Annotated in this window: 15 protein-coding genes; 9 read left to right on the top strand and 6 right to left on the bottom strand. The window is 63.7% G+C overall.

Annotated features, from left to right (window positions below):
- Positions 1 to 2: 2 nt before the first annotated feature.
- From VARPA_RS04345 to VARPA_RS04330, 4 genes are all read left to right on the top strand, one after another.
- Entirely contained in the window at positions 3 to 752 is a 750-nt protein-coding gene (locus VARPA_RS04345; protein WP_013539334.1) for an electron transfer flavoprotein subunit beta/FixA family protein, read from the top strand.
- Between the two features lie 2 nt (positions 753 to 754).
- Positions 755 to 1,687 carry an electron transfer flavoprotein subunit alpha/FixB family protein gene (locus VARPA_RS04340; protein WP_013539333.1) on the top strand — a complete coding sequence of 311 codons (933 nt, stop codon included), beginning with the start codon at positions 755 to 757 and terminating at the stop codon, positions 1,685 to 1,687.
- A 15-nt stretch (positions 1,688 to 1,702) separates the two neighbouring features.
- The gene (locus tag VARPA_RS04335; protein WP_013539332.1) at positions 1,703 to 2,674 is read left to right on the top strand and encodes an NAD(P)H-dependent flavin oxidoreductase; all 972 of its coding nucleotides are present in this window, start codon (positions 1,703 to 1,705) and stop codon (positions 2,672 to 2,674) included.
- A gap of 478 nt (positions 2,675 to 3,152) precedes the next feature.
- Positions 3,153 to 3,422 (top strand): hypothetical protein, encoded by a 270-nt coding sequence (locus tag VARPA_RS04330; protein WP_013539331.1) that lies wholly within the window; start codon positions 3,153 to 3,155, stop codon positions 3,420 to 3,422.
- Between the two features lie 82 nt (positions 3,423 to 3,504).
- On the opposite strand, the gene VARPA_RS04325 is transcribed toward VARPA_RS04330, so the two are convergent.
- Positions 3,505 to 3,987: a GreA/GreB family elongation factor gene (locus tag VARPA_RS04325; RefSeq protein WP_013539330.1), complete on the bottom strand. Its 483-nt coding sequence runs from the start codon at positions 3,985 to 3,987 to the stop codon at positions 3,505 to 3,507.
- A 258-nt stretch (positions 3,988 to 4,245) separates the two neighbouring features.
- On the opposite strand from VARPA_RS04325, the gene VARPA_RS04320 reads away from it, so the two are divergent.
- Positions 4,246 to 4,755 carry a DUF1993 domain-containing protein gene (locus VARPA_RS04320; RefSeq protein ID WP_013539329.1) on the top strand — a complete coding sequence of 170 codons (510 nt, stop codon included), beginning with the start codon at positions 4,246 to 4,248 and terminating at the stop codon, positions 4,753 to 4,755.
- Between the two features lie 511 nt (positions 4,756 to 5,266).
- Here VARPA_RS04320 and VARPA_RS04315 read toward each other — a convergent pair.
- From VARPA_RS04315 to VARPA_RS04295, 5 genes are read right to left on the bottom strand one after another with little or no spacing between them, the layout of a single operon-like run.
- Complete coding sequence (locus VARPA_RS04315; protein WP_013539328.1) at positions 5,267 to 6,355, bottom strand: alpha/beta hydrolase; 1,089 nt, start codon at positions 6,353 to 6,355, stop codon at positions 5,267 to 5,269.
- A 54-nt stretch (positions 6,356 to 6,409) separates the two neighbouring features.
- A complete protein-coding gene (locus tag VARPA_RS04310; RefSeq protein WP_013539327.1) occupies positions 6,410 to 7,495 on the bottom strand; it encodes an alpha/beta hydrolase in 1,086 nt (361 codons plus the stop codon).
- 2 nt (positions 7,496 to 7,497) lie between these two features.
- Complete coding sequence (locus VARPA_RS04305; protein ID WP_013539326.1) at positions 7,498 to 8,730, bottom strand: cupin domain-containing carboxymuconolactone decarboxylase family protein; 1,233 nt, start codon at positions 8,728 to 8,730, stop codon at positions 7,498 to 7,500.
- Positions 8,727 to 10,157, bottom strand: coding sequence for an MFS transporter (locus VARPA_RS04300; protein ID WP_013539325.1), 1,431 nt, complete (start codon positions 10,155 to 10,157; stop codon positions 8,727 to 8,729). Before VARPA_RS04300 ends, VARPA_RS04305 begins: the two co-directional genes overlap by 4 nt.
- 9 nt (positions 10,158 to 10,166) lie before the next feature.
- Positions 10,167 to 11,018: an aldo/keto reductase gene (locus VARPA_RS04295; protein ID WP_013539324.1), complete on the bottom strand. Its 852-nt coding sequence runs from the start codon at positions 11,016 to 11,018 to the stop codon at positions 10,167 to 10,169.
- 120 nt (positions 11,019 to 11,138) lie between these two features.
- On the opposite strand from VARPA_RS04295, the gene VARPA_RS04290 reads away from it, so the two are divergent.
- From VARPA_RS04290 to VARPA_RS04275, 4 genes are all read left to right on the top strand, one after another.
- The gene (locus VARPA_RS04290; protein ID WP_013539323.1) at positions 11,139 to 12,131 is read left to right on the top strand and encodes a LysR family transcriptional regulator; all 993 of its coding nucleotides are present in this window, start codon (positions 11,139 to 11,141) and stop codon (positions 12,129 to 12,131) included.
- Positions 12,132 to 12,839: 708 nt separating this feature from the next.
- Positions 12,840 to 13,442, top strand: coding sequence for a TRAP transporter small permease (locus tag VARPA_RS04285; RefSeq protein ID WP_013539322.1), 603 nt, complete (start codon positions 12,840 to 12,842; stop codon positions 13,440 to 13,442).
- The gene (locus VARPA_RS04280) at positions 13,439 to 14,737 is read left to right on the top strand and encodes a TRAP transporter large permease (protein ID WP_013539321.1); all 1,299 of its coding nucleotides are present in this window, start codon (positions 13,439 to 13,441) and stop codon (positions 14,735 to 14,737) included. Before VARPA_RS04285 ends, VARPA_RS04280 begins: the two co-directional genes overlap by 4 nt.
- Positions 14,738 to 14,794: 57 nt before the next feature.
- Positions 14,795 to 15,832, top strand: coding sequence for a DctP family TRAP transporter solute-binding subunit (locus VARPA_RS04275; RefSeq protein ID WP_013539320.1), 1,038 nt, complete (start codon positions 14,795 to 14,797; stop codon positions 15,830 to 15,832).
- Positions 15,833 to 15,856 lie beyond the last annotated feature (24 nt).

Below are 15,856 nucleotides of genomic sequence, written 5' to 3'. Positions count from 1 at the left end.
CCATGAAGATTCTTGTGCCTGTCAAACGGGTCGTCGATTACAACGTGAAGGTGCGCGTCAAGAGCGACGGCACCGGGGTGGACATTGCCAACGTCAAGATGAGCATGAACCCCTTCGATGAGATCGCTGTCGAAGAAGCGGTTCGGCTGAAAGAGAAGGGCGTTGTGACTGAAGTCATCGCCGTCTCGTGCGGCGATGCGAAGTGCCAGGAAACGCTTCGCACCGCCATGGCCATCGGTGCGGATCGCGGCATCCTGGTCGAGACCACCGAAGAGCTGCAGCCCTTGGCGGTTGCCAAGCTGCTCAAGGCGCTGGTCGACAAGGAACAGCCCCAGCTCATCATCCTCGGCAAGCAAGCCATCGATGACGACGCGAACCAGACCGGCCAGATGCTGGCTGCGCTGGCTGACCTGCCCCAAGCCACCTTCGCCTCCAAAGTCGAAGTCGCTGGCGACAAGGCCACCGTCACGCGCGAAGTCGATGGCGGCCTGGAAACCATCTCCCTCACGCTGCCAGCCGTCATCACGACCGACCTGCGCCTGAACGAGCCGCGCTACGTCACGCTGCCCAACATCATGAAGGCCAAGAAGAAGCAACTCGATGTCTTCAAGCCCGAGGACCTGGGTGTGGACGTGAAGCCGCGCCTGAAGACCCTGAAGGTCAGCGAGCCCCCGAAGCGCGGTGCGGGCATCAAGGTGCCTGACGTTGCGACGCTGGTGGACAAACTGAAGAACGAAGCGAAGGTGATCTGAACATGACCGCACTTGTTATTGCCGAACACGACCACGCCAGCATCAAGCCGGCCACTCTCAACACCGTGACTGCAGCGCTGGCTTGCGGTGGCGATGTCCACGTGCTCGTGGCCGGTGCCAATGCCGCCGAAGCTGGCAAGGCCGCTGCGCAGATCGTCGGCGTGTCCAAGGTCATCGTGGCCGACAGCCCGAGCCTGGCCGAGAACCTCGCGGAGAACGTCGCTGCTCAAGTCCTCGCGATTGCAGCCAACTACAGCCACATCCTGTTCCCCTCGACCGCCAACGGCAAGAACGTCGCCCCGCGCGTGGCCGCCAAGCTGGATGTCGCGCAGATCAGCGACATCACCAAGGTGGACAGCCCCGACACCTTCGAGCGTCCGATCTATGCCGGCAACGCTATCGCCACCGTGCAGAGCAGCGACGCCACCAAGGTCATCACTGTGCGCACGACCGGCTTCGATGCCGCAGCCGCCACCGGTGGCAGCGCCACCGTCGAAACTGCTGAAGGCGTCGCAGACAGCGGCAAGAGCAGCTTCGTCGGCCGCGAGGTCACCAAGAGCGAACGCCCCGAACTGACGGCCGCCAAGATCATCGTCTCGGGTGGCCGCGCCCTCGGCAGCGCCGAGAAGTTCACCGAAGTGATGGCGCCGCTGGCCGACAAGCTCAACGCAGGCCTGGGCGCCAGCCGCGCCGCCGTCGATGCGGGCTACGCCCCGAATGACTGGCAAGTAGGCCAGACCGGCAAGATCGTCGCGCCGCAGCTGTACATCGCAGCGGGCATCTCGGGCGCGATCCAGCACTTGGCCGGCATGAAGGACTCCAAGGTGATCGTGGCGATCAACAAGGACGAGGAAGCGCCGATCTTCTCGGTGGCCGACTACGGCCTCGTGGCTGACCTGTTCGTGGCTGTGCCGGAACTCGTCAAGGCGCTGTAAGGCGGGCGGCGAAGGATGAAGACCCGCATCACCGAACTGCTCGGCATCCGCTACCCGATCGTGCAGGGCGGCATGCAATGGGTGGGCCGCGCCGAGCTGGCCGCGGCCGTGTCGAACGCCGGCGGCCTGGGCATCGTGACAGCACTCACGCAGCCCACGCCCGACGACCTGCGCAGCGAGATCGCGCGCACCCGCACGCTGACCGACAGGCCCTTCGGCGTGAACCTCACGATCCTGCCGGCGGTGAAGCCGCCGCCGTATGCGGAGTACGTGCAGGCCATCATCGACAGCGGTATCAAGATCGTGGAGACCGCGGGCAACAGCCCGAAGGATTTCATCGAGGCCCTGAAACGCCACGACGTGAAGATCGTGCACAAGTGCACCTCGGTGCGCCATGCGCTTTCGGCGGAGCGCAATGGCGTGGATGCGGTGTCGGTGGACGGCTTCGAGTGCGCGGGCCATCCGGGCGAAGACGACGTGCCCGGCCTCGTGCTGTTGCCGATTGCGGCGCGCAAGCTGCGCATTCCGATCATCGCCTCGGGCGGCATCGCCGACGGGCGCGGCATGGCGGCAGCGCTCGCGCTGGGCGCCGAGGGCGTGAACATGGGCACGCGCTTCTGCGTGACGCAGGAGGCGCCGATCCATCCGAACATCAAGCAGGCGCTGGTCAATGCGACCGAGCGCGACACCAAGCTGATGTTCCGCACCATGCGCAATACCGCGCGGGTGTTCCGCAACGCGATCTCCGAAGAGGTGGTGGCGACGGAGAACCGCCCCGGCGGCTGCGAGTTCGAGGAAGTGCGCCCGCTGGTGGCCGGCGCGCGCGGCCGCGCGGCGCTGGAGTCGGGCGAAGTGCAGAACGGTGTGGTCTCGGCCGGCCAGTGCATCGGGCTGATCGACGACGTGCCGACCTGCGCGGAGCTGATCGAGCGCATGGTGCGTGAATGCCGGGAGCACCTGGACCAGGCGCGGTCCTGGATGGACTGAAGTTTTTCTGCTCGCATCGGGGGCGACGCTCACGCCGACGGGGCACCTTGCTCCGCGAATGTCCCCCGGCCTTCGGCCTCCTCCTTGATTTCGCTGCGCAAGGCACCCCATCGGCGTGAGCGTTTGGAGCCGCTGTGGACTGGCACGGCATGGGCCCACGAGGTCTGCGCGCGGCGCGTTGCGGAAGCTGTATTTGTTGGCGGTTGCCGCGACTTCGCGCCGCGTCGAACGCTCGCTTTGCTGCGTTCTTCTCTAAAGTGAATGCCCCTGTCACTCGATACCCCGACAAGGGGAGAAGGAAGGCGCAACACACCAAGCCACCACCGAGATGTTTGAAGGCTGCTTGCCTCGCGGCAGGTTGTCGGTGCGAAAGCAGCGATGCAAATGCGAGGTATCAAAAGGCGACGGCCAGGGTGTTACGAGCACCCCGACCGTCTAACCAAGTTCGTGCAACTACCCTCTAAAGGACCGCACAAAAATGGCTACCAAGACTATAGCCCGGCGTCGCACGCCGGTAGCTTCCGAAGACAACGCCCAAGACCCGGCGGATCTTCTCGAAAACACCCTCTCTCAACTCGAAGCGCTCCTGTGGGTCTGCCATGGGGAAGACATCGACTGGTGCAGCGGGGATGGGCCTCGACAACTGGACAACCTGCTTTGGCTTGCGGCTGAACTGGCTCGCAAGGCCGGGGAGTTGTTTCAGCTGAGCGAGATAGCGCGACGTGGGGCGCTTGAGACCGGCGGTTAGCGGCTGGTCTGCGGGCTGCAGGTTTGCAGCCCGCCTGATGCCTTCGTGGTGCAGGGAATTCGGTTCGGTTGAGGCTTGCGGCTCAATGAACCCGCAGCACCTCAAACTGCCGTCGGGTCAGAGCCACCTGTATCGACACCTCATCACCCTCGCATTTGCCCAGCACGGCCCTGCCCAAAGGTGCGTCGCTGCTGATGACCTGAACGAACTGAGCGCCGCTGACCAACGTCATGCTGCCCCCATTCGGACCGAGGAAAAGCTGTTGCTGCTTGTCGTCGGAATCGATCAGGCAGACCAGCGCGCCGAGCTGTATGCCTTTGCTGGCGTCGTAGGGACGCGGGCGGAATTGGCGCCAATTGGCCATCGCCTGGCGGATCGCTTCGGCGCGCCGAGCTTGGCCGGTGGCCAAGTAGGCGGCTTCGAGTCCCAACGTGTCGTATTTGTTTTCGGCGACATTCTCTTCGTGAGTCGCCGTTTCATGGGCCGCCCGCACTGCCTGCTCGGCTTGCAGCAGGTCTTCGGCGAGCCGTTCCAGCACCTGCTGTTGCAGCAAGAATTTATCCATGACGAAAGGTCGGCATCTTGAGCAAGCCGGGTAGGTTTTGAATATGAAGGGCTCCCTGTCCTGTGTCTGCAATTGACGTCCGCTTCTTGCTGGTGAACTGCCCTTCAACACGGCTGCTCCGACTACCAGCGGGAAGAAAAGCCGGCCACAAAATCCGGGGCGATTCAGTTCGCCCTGTGCTGTTAGCCTCGCATGGTCGGCAGGCCCTCTGCCACGCCAACTCCGGCCATCGCGCCCAATTTTAGAAGTGAACTCACCATGACCAGCCCGCTGTACAACGCCTCCGTTCCCGTCATGCAGCAGATGCTGCGCGCCCTGTCCGATGTGCTCAAGAAGGCCGAAGACCACGCGACCCAAAAAAATATCGATCCCAATGCGCTGCTGCAGGCGCGGCTGTTCCCTGACATGTTTCCGCTGGTACGTCAGGTGCAGATCGCCGCAGACTTCTCCAAGGGCATTGCCTCCCGACTGGCTGGTGCCGAGGTGCCGTCCTGGCCCGACACCGAGGTCAGCTTCGCCGACCTGCAAGCGTTGATCGCCAAAGCCTTGGCCCATATCGGCTCCTTCAAGTCTGAGCAATTCGATTCAAGCGAGAGCCGCGAGATCGTATTGCGCCCCGGCACCCCCAAGGAAAAGAAGCTGACCGCGGGCGCATATCTTCTGCACTACGGACTGCCGCAGTTTTTCTTCCACGTGACCACCACCTATGCCATCTTGCGCCACAACGGTGTTGAGGTCGGTAAGCGCGACTACATGGGTGCCTACTGATCCGAGACAGATAGGAGTTCAGCCACTCTGGCCACTGCCGCTCGATAGCAACTAGAGCCTCCGTCGCTGCGCGATTTCAGCTGACTGTGGATGGAGGCTTTATCTATCCTAATTTGCTTGGCACCTGGTCAAAGCTGACCAAATGTCTGCTGCGTTAGTCTGTGAATTACACAGTCGATCCGTTGCGAGCGTTCGACGTTGGTCTGCTGATGGCGGCTATGCAGCGGTTGCCGACATCCCCCCGGCCTTAGGCGAATAGGTACTATTGGCCACGAACAGACGCTCACGAACGTCTGCTTTGACGAACGTTCTTCAGGCGCTGCAAAACGTGAGTGTCGACAAGTGCGTGTTATCGCTGGCCATACAGTCGGGCACTCGGTTTTCAGCGATTGGCGTCATTCGGCTTTGCTGAACGGCCATAGTGCTACGCGCTCTCGTTGTCGGGAGATGGGAGACCTTCTAGATCGCGAGTACATCGAGGTGGAAGGATGCCGAGACTTAGGGCCCCGGATCACAAGGTTTTCGCGTAAAACGGCGTCAACTTGCCCAGCGCGGCTTCCACGTACTTCGGCACCCAATAGCTCTCGATGTGTGTAGCGCCTTCGATCTTGAACAGTTCCTTGTTCTTCGTGCCCGTCGCTTTGACAAACGCGTCCTCAGTCATATACAGGCTATCGGCCTTGGTGCCCGCAATCATCAGCAGCGGCTGCTCGATCAATTCGATCTGGTCGGTGGCATCCCAACGCATCAGATCCAGCAGGCTGCTCATGGTGTATTTGAAGGTCGAGCCGGGATGCGCATGCGTCCTCCAGTAGTACTCGTAGCCCTGCCGATACATTTCAAAGGGAAGCGCGGCGATCTGCTCGTCCGTCATGTCGGCATCGCCAGCGTAGAGAATTTTGCCCCCGGCATTTTCCTGGGCACGTGCATCTGAGGCCTGCTTCAAGCGCTGTTGGATCGTAGCCATTTGCGAGTCGGCGAAGCCATTGCGACGGACCCGTCCAGAGTTGAACATGCTGAGCGTTGCAACCGACTTGAAGCGCTTGTCGGACTTCGCCGCGGACAACGAATAGCCCCCACCGCCACAAATGCCCAAGAGCCCCAGGCGTGCGGCATCGACGCCCGGATAGCGGGTGATGAAGTCCGCCATGCCATGGATGTCCTCGATGCGGTGGGAGGGCTTGTCCACGCTGCGCGGCCGACCGCCGCTGCCGCCCTGGTACGCCGCATCCGCGGTGATGGTGATGTAGCCCTGTTCGGCCAGGTGCTGGGCGTACAGGCCTGCGACCTGTTCCTTCACGCCGCCGTTGGGGTGGGCCACGACAACAGCGGGATATTTCTTCTTCGGGTCGTAGTTGGCCGGGGTGTACACGTTGGCGACGATATCCAGGCCGTTGAGCTTGTACTTCACCGGGTGGATGTTGACCTTGCCCGGTTCGTTCTTCGTGATCGCGCCGCCATAGACAAGCGTGAAGGGATTCCTCTTGTAGTCGGCGGCGGCAGTGGTCATTGCGGAAACTCCGATGGTTGCAACTGAGAGCGCGAGCGACGACTTCCCGAGGAACTCGCGCCGTTTTTCATCGATGACTTCGTGGTTCATTCAAACTCCAATCTTTCTTTGGTCTGCCCGCACAACGCCGGGCGTCAGGGCGGGTCAGTTCAGCTTCTTCTCGGCGAGAAACTTCGACACCAGGTCGGCGATCTGGACGTTGTTCAGGTCAGACATCAGGAAGTGCGTGTTGCCGCGAATCCCGATCTCTGGAAGGTGCACCAACCGGGCATCTCCACCATGCCTGTTGATGGCGTCCACCCACAGCCGGGCCATGGCCAGCCGTACGCGCCAGTTGTCCTGGCCGCGCTCCGTGGTCGGCTCGACCGGAAAGTTGTCGCCGTAGTAGACGGTGATCGGAATGCGGGTGAGCTTCTGGAAATCCGACAGCGGCACCGCCTCGGGCGACAAGATTCCGGCAGCGCTGGGCATTGCCAGGGGCAATTCGCCTTGCGGGAAGATGAAGCCGCTGCCCGGCTCGAAGGCGACGATCGCTTTGACGTTCGGATTCTTGATTGCCGTCAACCAGCCTGGGCCACCGCCTTGTGAGTGGGTGAACAAGATCGCCGGGCCGATCTTGGCGAACAGCGCCGATATGGCGTCCGAGATCACGCCGGCGTCGTAGGGACCGGTGTTGGGCGTGACCGAGCGGAAGAACTGATTCAGCGTCTCCGGGCTGCGATCGAACTGCACATTGTCGAAGTAGCTGGGCCACTTGCCGATCCGGAACTGGTCGAAGAAGAGCTGGTCATTGGGAGCCGGCTCGGTGGATGCCGCGATGGTGCTGTTGCCGGCACGCCCCCGGCGCGGCTGGTCAACAAGATAGACGGGGAAGGCGCGGCGCAGGAACAAGGTCTGGAAGCCCTCGCGCCCGTCCGAAGTAGTCTCCCAACTGCGCGCCGACTGGAAGGCGCCGTGCAGCATGACGATGGGCAACGCTTTGGGGTTCTGCGGTACCTGATAGAAGGCGTAGAGATGGTCGCCGTGGAAGCTTTGCCCCGAAGCCGTCGGTTTGTTGTTGTCGTAATTTCCGGGGGTTCTCTGCACAGTCCCGCCGACAGCGAAGCTCCCTTGAGCCTGGATCAACAGAGGGCCAGAGGCGTTGCTGGGGCCGTTGGTTTGGCTTGCGCAGCCGGTGAGCAGGGTCGTCATGGCGATAGCAGTGGTCAGCAGGATTCGGGTGGCTTTCATGCTCAACCTTTCGATGCAGCCGTAAGGGCCTGCGTGAGTGCTTCATTGGCGCGGCTGGCGGCGTCTGGATCGCCGCGTTCGGCAAGCAGTTGCGTCAGTTGCCGCAACTGCGCGGCGCTCAAGCCCACGCGCAGGCTGGCCCGCATGTGCGAACGCAATTGCGCCTCCACGCCCGGTGTGGCGGCGAGCGCGCCAACCGTTGCCAGCTCGCGGCTCTGCCAGTCGAGGTTGTCGCGCTCGAAGATGTCACCGAACAAATGGGCCTGCAGGAACTGATTGATGACGGGCGCAAAGTCGAACAGGGGGCCTTGAACCGGCCCGCCGGAAATCTCGGTCTGGTTCGCCTTGCCTGCCGCGACCAGTTCATTGCCGGTGGCGATGCTGCGGCTAGGTTCGCGGCCCGGTGCGTCCTGGATGCCGCGTTGCTTGCGTGCCTCCACGACTTTCATCAGCTCGCCGAGCGCGTTGAGGCTCTTCGGAAAACCCGCGTAGGCATAGAGCTGCACCAGAATTTCCTTGGCCTCGCTGATCGTCGTTCCCGCATCGAGGCCCTGGTTCAGTGCAGCGTTGAGCTTGGGCATGTCGCCGGTCGCCATGAAGGACGCAATCAGTGGAATGGCCTGTTGTTTCGTCGACAGGATCTCGGAGGTGGGCTGTGTGCGTGCCATGGCTCGCGACTCCCCGGTGTTTTGGGCGACTCGTCCAGGTAGCGTCACGGCGGTGGTCGCCGAAGCGAGGCCGGCGCTCACCACCGCGGCCTCGTAGTCCCGATCGCTGACCTTGTCCTGCCAGGTCACCGAGATGCCGTCTTCTTTTTCAGCGATGGCAACGTGACTCATCGAGCCGTCGGGGCCTGCACCGTGCCAGTGGCGCACGTTGGCGGGAATGCTGGCGACATCTCCGGGACGGATCACCTGGGCCGGCTGCCCCTGTTGCTGCACGAGCCCCAACCCGGCCGTGACCACCAGGGTCTGCCCCAGCGGATGGGTATGCCAAGCGGTCCGGGCTCGCGCCTCGAAACTCACCATCGCGCCCCCTGCTCTTCCGGGAGACTGCGCCTGGAACGCGGAACTGATGCGCACTGTGCCAGCGAAGGTCTCCTTCGCCCCTGTCGTGACTGGCGTAGACGAGGCCATGCGAACGATGACGGTGGGCGCGGCACTTGCCGCCACAGGTGTCTGCGCGCTCGCTGCGGTGGCCGCGCCGCTCAGGGCAAGGCAAAGCAGTGTCTTCATACAAGGGTCTCCTGTTGATGTGAGGAATGGCGACGACGCGGCGCCACGATGCAGGCCCAGGACACGAGCAGCGCCAGTGCGAGCAGAAGCGCACCCACGTTCATGACGGCCGAGATTCGATGTGCGAGGGCTTCGATGTCGTGCGCACTGGCCGGTGCCGCGTTGGCAAAGACCAGCACCAGCACGCCCAGCCCCAATGCGCCGCCCAGTTGGTGGGCGACATTGACCAGACCCGACGCAGCCCCCGCATCCTCCGGTGCGACGCCCGCCACGCCTGCGGCCGTCAACGGGCCCAGCAGCAAGCCTTGACCCAGGCCGATAAGCACCATGGGTGGCGCGATGTTCAGCCAGTAGCTCGCATGGGCATCGGCCCGCCCCAGCCAGAGAAGGCCTGCGACGCCCAGCAGCAGGCCTGCCAACAACAAGGGCGCGCTGCCATACCGGCGCGCGAGTCGCGGCACCGCCATTGCGGATGCGAAGTTGGGCAGCGTGACCGGCAGGAAGGCCAAGCCCGCCTGCAGGGGGCGCAGATGAAGCACGCCCTGCAAGAACTGCGTGGAGAAGAACCAGAAGCCCACCGCACCCGCCATGAAGAGCATGCGGGTGACATAGGCGCCGGCGCGCTCGCGGCTGGCCAGCAGCCGCAGCGGGAGAACGGGGTGGCCGGCACGCTGTTCGATCCAGACGAACACCAACACCATGAGCACGCCACCGGCCAGGGCGGCCAGTGCGAGCTCGTCATGCCAGCCTGCTTCGGCCGCGCGCACCAGGCCGAACACCAATGCCGTCATGCCCAGGGTGGAACTCGCCGCGCCGCCCAGGTCGAAGCCGCCGGAGCGCGTGGCCGTCTCCGCGATATGCCGCCTCGCTGCAGCAATCAGCACCAGGCCGATGGGAAGATTGATGAAGAAGCCAGCCCGCCAGGACACCAGATCGGCGAACAAGCCACCCAGCACCAAGCCCAACGTGGCACCGACACCGGCCGCCGCGGCGTACATCGACAGCGCGCGGGTGCGCGCCGGCCCTTCGGCGAAGTGGGTGGACAGCAAGGCCAGCGTGGACGGTGCCAGCACTGCGGCCCCCACGCCCTGGACCGCACGCGCAACAAGCAGCCAGGCCGCCGACTGGCTCACGCCAATAGCCACCGAAGCCAGCGTGAAAAGCGAGAGGCCTGCGATGAACATGCGCCGCCGCCCGAGAATGTCGCCCGCGCGGGCGCCGAGCAACAGCAGGCCGCCGAAGGCCAGCGTGTAGGCATTGGTGACCCAGGTGAGTTGGGCGGCGCTGAAACCCAGGTTGGCCTGGATCCGCGGCAAGCCGGTGATGACGATGGAGATGTCCACCACGATCATCAGGTAGCTGGCCACGATGATGGCCAGTACGGTGCCGGCGCCACCGGCCGGCGCCTGGGTGTCGGAAGTGCTCATGCGACTGGCTCAGATGTCGAGCTTGCGCTCGGCCATCCACTTGACGATGGCAGGGTCCCGGTGAGAGAAGAAGCTGCTGGTGTTGGTATCGAGTGCCGCGATGCGAGTCATGTCCGCCTCGCTCAGCTCGAAACCGAAGATGTCGATGTTCTCGGCCATGCGCTCCTTGCGCACCGACTTGGCCAAGGCCACGATCCCCCGCTGAACCAACCACCGCAACACGACTTGGCCCACGGACTTGCCGTACTGGGCGCCGATGCCGACGAGCACCTCGTTCTGGAACAAGTTGTTGCGCCCCTCGGCGAATGGTGCCCAAGCCTGCGCCTGTACGCCGATTTCCTTCATGAAGGTGACGCTTTCGATCTGCTGCTGGAAAGGGTTCACCTCCACCTGGTTGACGACCGGCGCAATCTCGTTGAACGCCTTGATGTCCATCAGCCGGTCCGGGTGGAAGTTGCTGACGCCGATGGCGCGAAGCTTGCCCGCGCGATGGGCGTCTTCCATCGCGCGCCAGGAGCCGTGCACGTCGCCAAAGGGTTGGTGGATCAGGTACAGGTCCAGGTAGTCGAGCCGCAAGCGACGCAGCGACTTGTCGATGGCCTGCTGCGTGCGCTCATAGCCGGCCTCCTGAACCCAGAGCTTGCTGGTCACGAAAAGCTGCTCGCGAGGAACACCGCTGGCGCGCAGGCCCTGGCCCACGGCTTCCTCGTTCATGTAGGAAGCGGCGGTGTCGATCAGCCGGTAACCGACTTCGATGGCATCGACGATGCTGTGTTCGCAATCCTTGGCATCCGGAATCTGAAAGACGCCGAAACCGGCGATGGGCATCTTGAGGCCGTTGTTCAGGGTTATGTGTTGCATGTGGAGTCCACTGGTGTTCGATGAAACGAACTTTAGGCACTCAACTCGCATCCGAATAGTGACAGACAGGTTGTTTGATTGACGTCGATTTGGAGACAATGGAGGCGGAGGCACCCTCAAATGGCCATCAACGAGCTTCGATCCGTATCCACCTTCATCAAGGCTGCCGAACTGGGCAGCCTGCGCAAGGCTTCGCACGCGCTCAACATCAGTCCGCAGGCGGCCAGCAAGGCGCTCGCGCAGTTGGAGGAGCATTTGGATGCGCGGCTGTTTCACCGCACCACGAGGGTGATGTCCTTGACAGATGCCGGTCAGCGCCTGCTCGAAGATGTCCAGCCCGCACTGCTGGGGATGCAACGTGCATTGCAAAACGCACGGACGGCCAAGGATGAGTTCACCGGGCCATTGCGGATCGCCGGCCCGCGCACGACCTTTCAACCTATCCTCTGGCGACTGGTCGAGGAATTCTGCGAACTGTACCCAGGCATTCAGCCCGACGTGCTCCTGGATGACCGGGTCGGCAACTGGGTCGAGGATCGGGTGGACGTCGGCTTCAGGCTCGGACCATCGCCGCATGAAGGTGTCATTGCCCGCAAGCTGTTTCCCTTGCAAATGGTCATTTGCGGCGCACCGGCCTACTTCCAGCGCCACGGTGTGCCGGACTCCCTACCCGCGCTCGCCTCGCACCGCTGCAGTGCCTTCCGCCACCCCGGGACCGGCAAGGTCGCTCCCTGGCATGTCAGGCTGGGCGATCAGGTCGCCGACCAACCGGTCGTACCCGCCATATGCAGCAATGACGAAGTCTTCGAGTTGCAGGCCGTGTTAGCGGGGAAGGTCTTGGGGCAGTTGGCGGGAGCGACGGCCGCGCCCTATATCCGTTCAGGACAGTTGGTGCCCATACTTGCCGACCATATGCCGGACTTCGCCAGCTACTTTGTGTACTTCGGCAGCAGGACATCGCAACCGGCACGAGCGAGGGCATTCATCGACCTTGCGGTCAAGCGGCTGACCGACAACGCCGAGTATGTGCTTGGTGAAAAGGAGTTGCGGGGTGGGCATCGCGGAATTCCTGGCCGAGCCCGAAGAAGAAATTCGGGTGCCCCCAAAGGTTGAGCAATTGAGATCACATTGGGCCGAACGGACGCTTTCAGCCTAACCCATACCCGGCGCCGACGGCCGCTCGCGACTGGCGGCTATCAGGGGCCGCGTGGTGACTACCGACAAATGCGGCTTACCGATTGTTGGGAGGCACTTCCCCTGTATGACAGATCAGACACGAGCGACCGCTTTCGGCAGCGAGGTCAGTGATGCGAAAGCCCGCAGTGGGCCCAATTGCGACGTGCAGGCGTCGCGACCTTAGGACTGCTGTCAGTCTGAAGCGAACATTGAGCGTAGTCGTGCCAATGTCGAGCGCAACCGACACCAACCCTTCGGACTTCTGCTTGTTCACCGCCCGCCTCTCACGAAAGCTCAGCAGTACGCCCCCGCACATCCACCTGCAATCCGCCGCAGCAGTCAAACCGCCAACATCAGAGCCGCACTCATCGTGCACAGGTCGTCGGGTACTCCCCTCCGCGAAATAAAGGAGGAGCCCGAAGGGCGGGGGACATTCGCGGAGGGGAGGACCCGGCGGCCTGTGCACGCGCCCCGAAGGCGCCTTTGCCAAGCCCCGAAAGGAAGAGCCCAGCTAAGGAAACCCCCGATGCATGAATGGTCATCGACCCTCTAGCATCGGCGGCTGCTCTCCCGTGTCGAGGTGTACGGACCGCGTCCCGGCGTCCGCCCGGTGACATGGCGCCTGCCTCACCTGCCCTTTCTGCGATGACAACTCCTCCCGAGTCCGGCCCCACGCTGGACGCTGCCAGCCCCCTCCCCCCCGACATCGAAGCCGCCGACGAACCCACCAAGGTGCCGCTCGCCATCGAGGACTGGCTCACCGTCATCATCATGGGCGCGCTGGCGCTCATCACTTTTGCCAACGTGCTGGTGCGCTACTTCACCAGCTCGTCCTTTGCGTGGACCGAGGAGTTCTCGGTGTTCCTCATGATCATGCTGGCGCTGGTGGCCGGCTCGGCCGCGGTGGCGCGCGACCGGCACATCCGCATCGAGTACTTCTCCGAGAGCGGCTCGATGGCGCGGCGCAAGCGGCTTGCGCAGTTCGGCGCGCTGATGATCGCCATCCTCTTCGGCCTGATCGGCACGCTGAGCATCCGCATGGTGTGGGACGACTATCGCTTCGAGGAAACCACGCCGGGCATCGGGCTGCCGGCCTGGTGGTATTCGATCTGGCTGCCGATCGTGTCCTTCGCCATCGCGGGGCGCGCCATCGGCCTCATGGTCCGGCGCGGGCGCAAGACGAACTACCAGTCCGACGACAGCAGCGACAGCAACACCAACAGCATCAACAAGGGCGACGCCAAGTGATCGCCACCCTGCTCTTCGTCGCCTTCGTGCTGATGATGCTGGTGGGCGTGCCCATCGGCGCCGCCCTCGGCCTCGCAGGCGCCGCCTGCATCGCACTCGCCAACAGCGACGCCCAATGGTTCGGCCTCCTGGCCGTGCCGCAGAACTTCTACGCGGGCCTGGGCAAGTACCCGCTGCTGGCCATTCCGATGTTCGTGCTGGTCGGCTCGATCTTCGACCGCTCGGGCGTGGCGCTGCGGCTGGTGAACTTCGCGGTTGCCATCGTCGGGCGCGGCCCCGGCATGCTGCCGCTGGTGGCGATTGCCGTGGCGATGTTCCTCGGCGGCATCTCGGGCTCGGGCCCGGCCAACGCCGCCGCCGTGGGCGCGGTGATGATCGCGGCCATGTCGCGCGCCGGCTACCCGGCCGCGTTCTCGGCGAGCGTGGTGGGCGCCGCGGCGGCCACCGACATCCTGATTCCGCCCTCGGTCGCGTTCATCGTGTACTCGGTGCTGGTACCCGGCGCCTCGGTGCCGGCGCTGTTCGCGGCCGGCATGATCCCCGGCATCATGGCCGGCCTCGCGCTGATGATTCCGGCCGTGTGGCTCGCCCGCAAGCACAAGATGGGCGCGCTCGAAGCGACGCTGCCGCGCCCGCCGTTCTGGAAGAGCTTTCGCGAAGCGATCTGGGGCCTTGCGGCGCCGGTGCTGATCCTCGGCGGCATGCGCGCCGGCTGGTTCACGCCGACCGAAGCGGCGGTGGTGGCAGTGTTCTACGGCCTCTTCGTGGGCATGTGCATCCACCGGACCATCAAGGTGCGCGACCTCTTCGTGATCCTGCGCGAATCGGGCGAGCTCTCGGCGGTGATCCTGCTGGTGGTGTCGCTCGCAGGGATCTTTGCCTACTCGCTTTCGACGCTGGGCATCATCGATCCGGTGACGCGGGCCATCGTGAATTCGGGGTTGGGCGAATACGGCATCCTCGCGCTGCTGATCCTCTTGCTCATCACCGTGGGCATGTTCCTCGATGGCGTGTCGATCTTCCTGATCTTCGTGCCGCTGCTTCTGCCGATCGTGCAGTACTACAAGTGGGACCCGGTGTGGTTCGGCGTGATCCTCACGCTCAAGGTCGCGCTCGGCCAGTTCACGCCGCCGCTTGCGGTGAACCTCATGGTCTCGTGCCGCATCGCCAAGGTGCGCATGGAAGAGACCGTGCGCTGGGTGGGCTGGATGCTGTTCTCGATGTTCGTGGTGATGGTGCTGGTCATCGCATTCCCCGAGCTCGCGCTCTGGCTGCCGCGCAAGCTGGGCTACTGATTTTTTCGTTCCGTATTTCGTTCCGTATTTCGTTCCATCTACAAAGAGGAGACTTCCATGAAATTCCGCCGCACCCTGCTGGGCCTTGCCGCCGTCGCCGCCACGCTCGGCCTCTTCTCGACCGGCGCCATGGCGCAGGCCGCCTACAAGCCCGAGTACAAGATGTCCCTGGTGCTTGGCCCGCCCACGCCTTGGGGCCAGGCCGGAAAGATCTGGGCCGATCTTGTGAAGGAACGCACCCAGGGCCGCATCAACATCAAGCTGTACCCGGGCGTGTCGCTCATTCAAGGCGACCAGACGCGCGAGTTCAGCGCGCTGCGCCAGGGCGTGATCGACATGGCCGTGGGCTCGACCATCAACTGGTCGCCGCAGGTGAAGCAACTCAACCTGTTCTCGATGCCTTTCCTCATGCCCGACTACGCGGCCATCGACGCGCTCACGCAGGGCGACGTGGGCAAGGAAATGTTCAAGACGCTGGACAAGGCCGGCGTGGTGCCGCTCGCCTGGGGCGAGAACGGCTACCGCGAAATCACCAACTCGAAGAAGCCGATCAAGTCGCCCGAGGACATGAAGGGCATGAAGATCCGCGTGGTCGGCTCGCCGATCTATTCGGACATGTTCACCGCGCTCGGCGCCAACCCCACGCAGATGAGCTGGGCCGATGCGCAGCCCGCGCTCGCGAGCGGCGCGGTCGATGGTCAAGAGAACCCGCTCTTCCTCTTCACCGTGCTCAAGATGCACACCGTGGGCCAGAAGTTCGTGACCACCTGGGGCTATGTGGCCGATCCGCTGGTGTTCGTGGTGAACAAGGAAATCTGGGCCTCGTGGACACCGGCCGACCAGGCCATCGTGCGCCAGGCCGCGGTCGATGCGGGCAAGCAGGAAATCGCGATCGCGCGCAAGGGCCTCGTGGAAGCCGACAAGCCGGTGCTGAAAGACATCGCCGCCATGGGCGTGACGGTGACCAGCCTCACGCCGGCCGAGCGCGAAGCCTTCGTGAAGGCGACGCGCCCGGTGTACGACAAGTGGAAGTCGACGGTCGGCGCCGATCTGGTGGCGCAGGCTGAGAAGGCGATTGCTGCGCGCAAGAAATAAGTAAGCGGCGTTTTCACAACACCG

This window comes from Variovorax paradoxus EPS (assembly GCF_000184745.1).
In the GTDB taxonomy this organism is placed as follows: Bacteria; Pseudomonadota; Gammaproteobacteria; order Burkholderiales; family Burkholderiaceae_C; genus Variovorax; species Variovorax paradoxus_C.
Note: the sequence above shows the minus strand (reverse complement) of the source record. Positions and strands in the feature narration are given on the sequence as shown.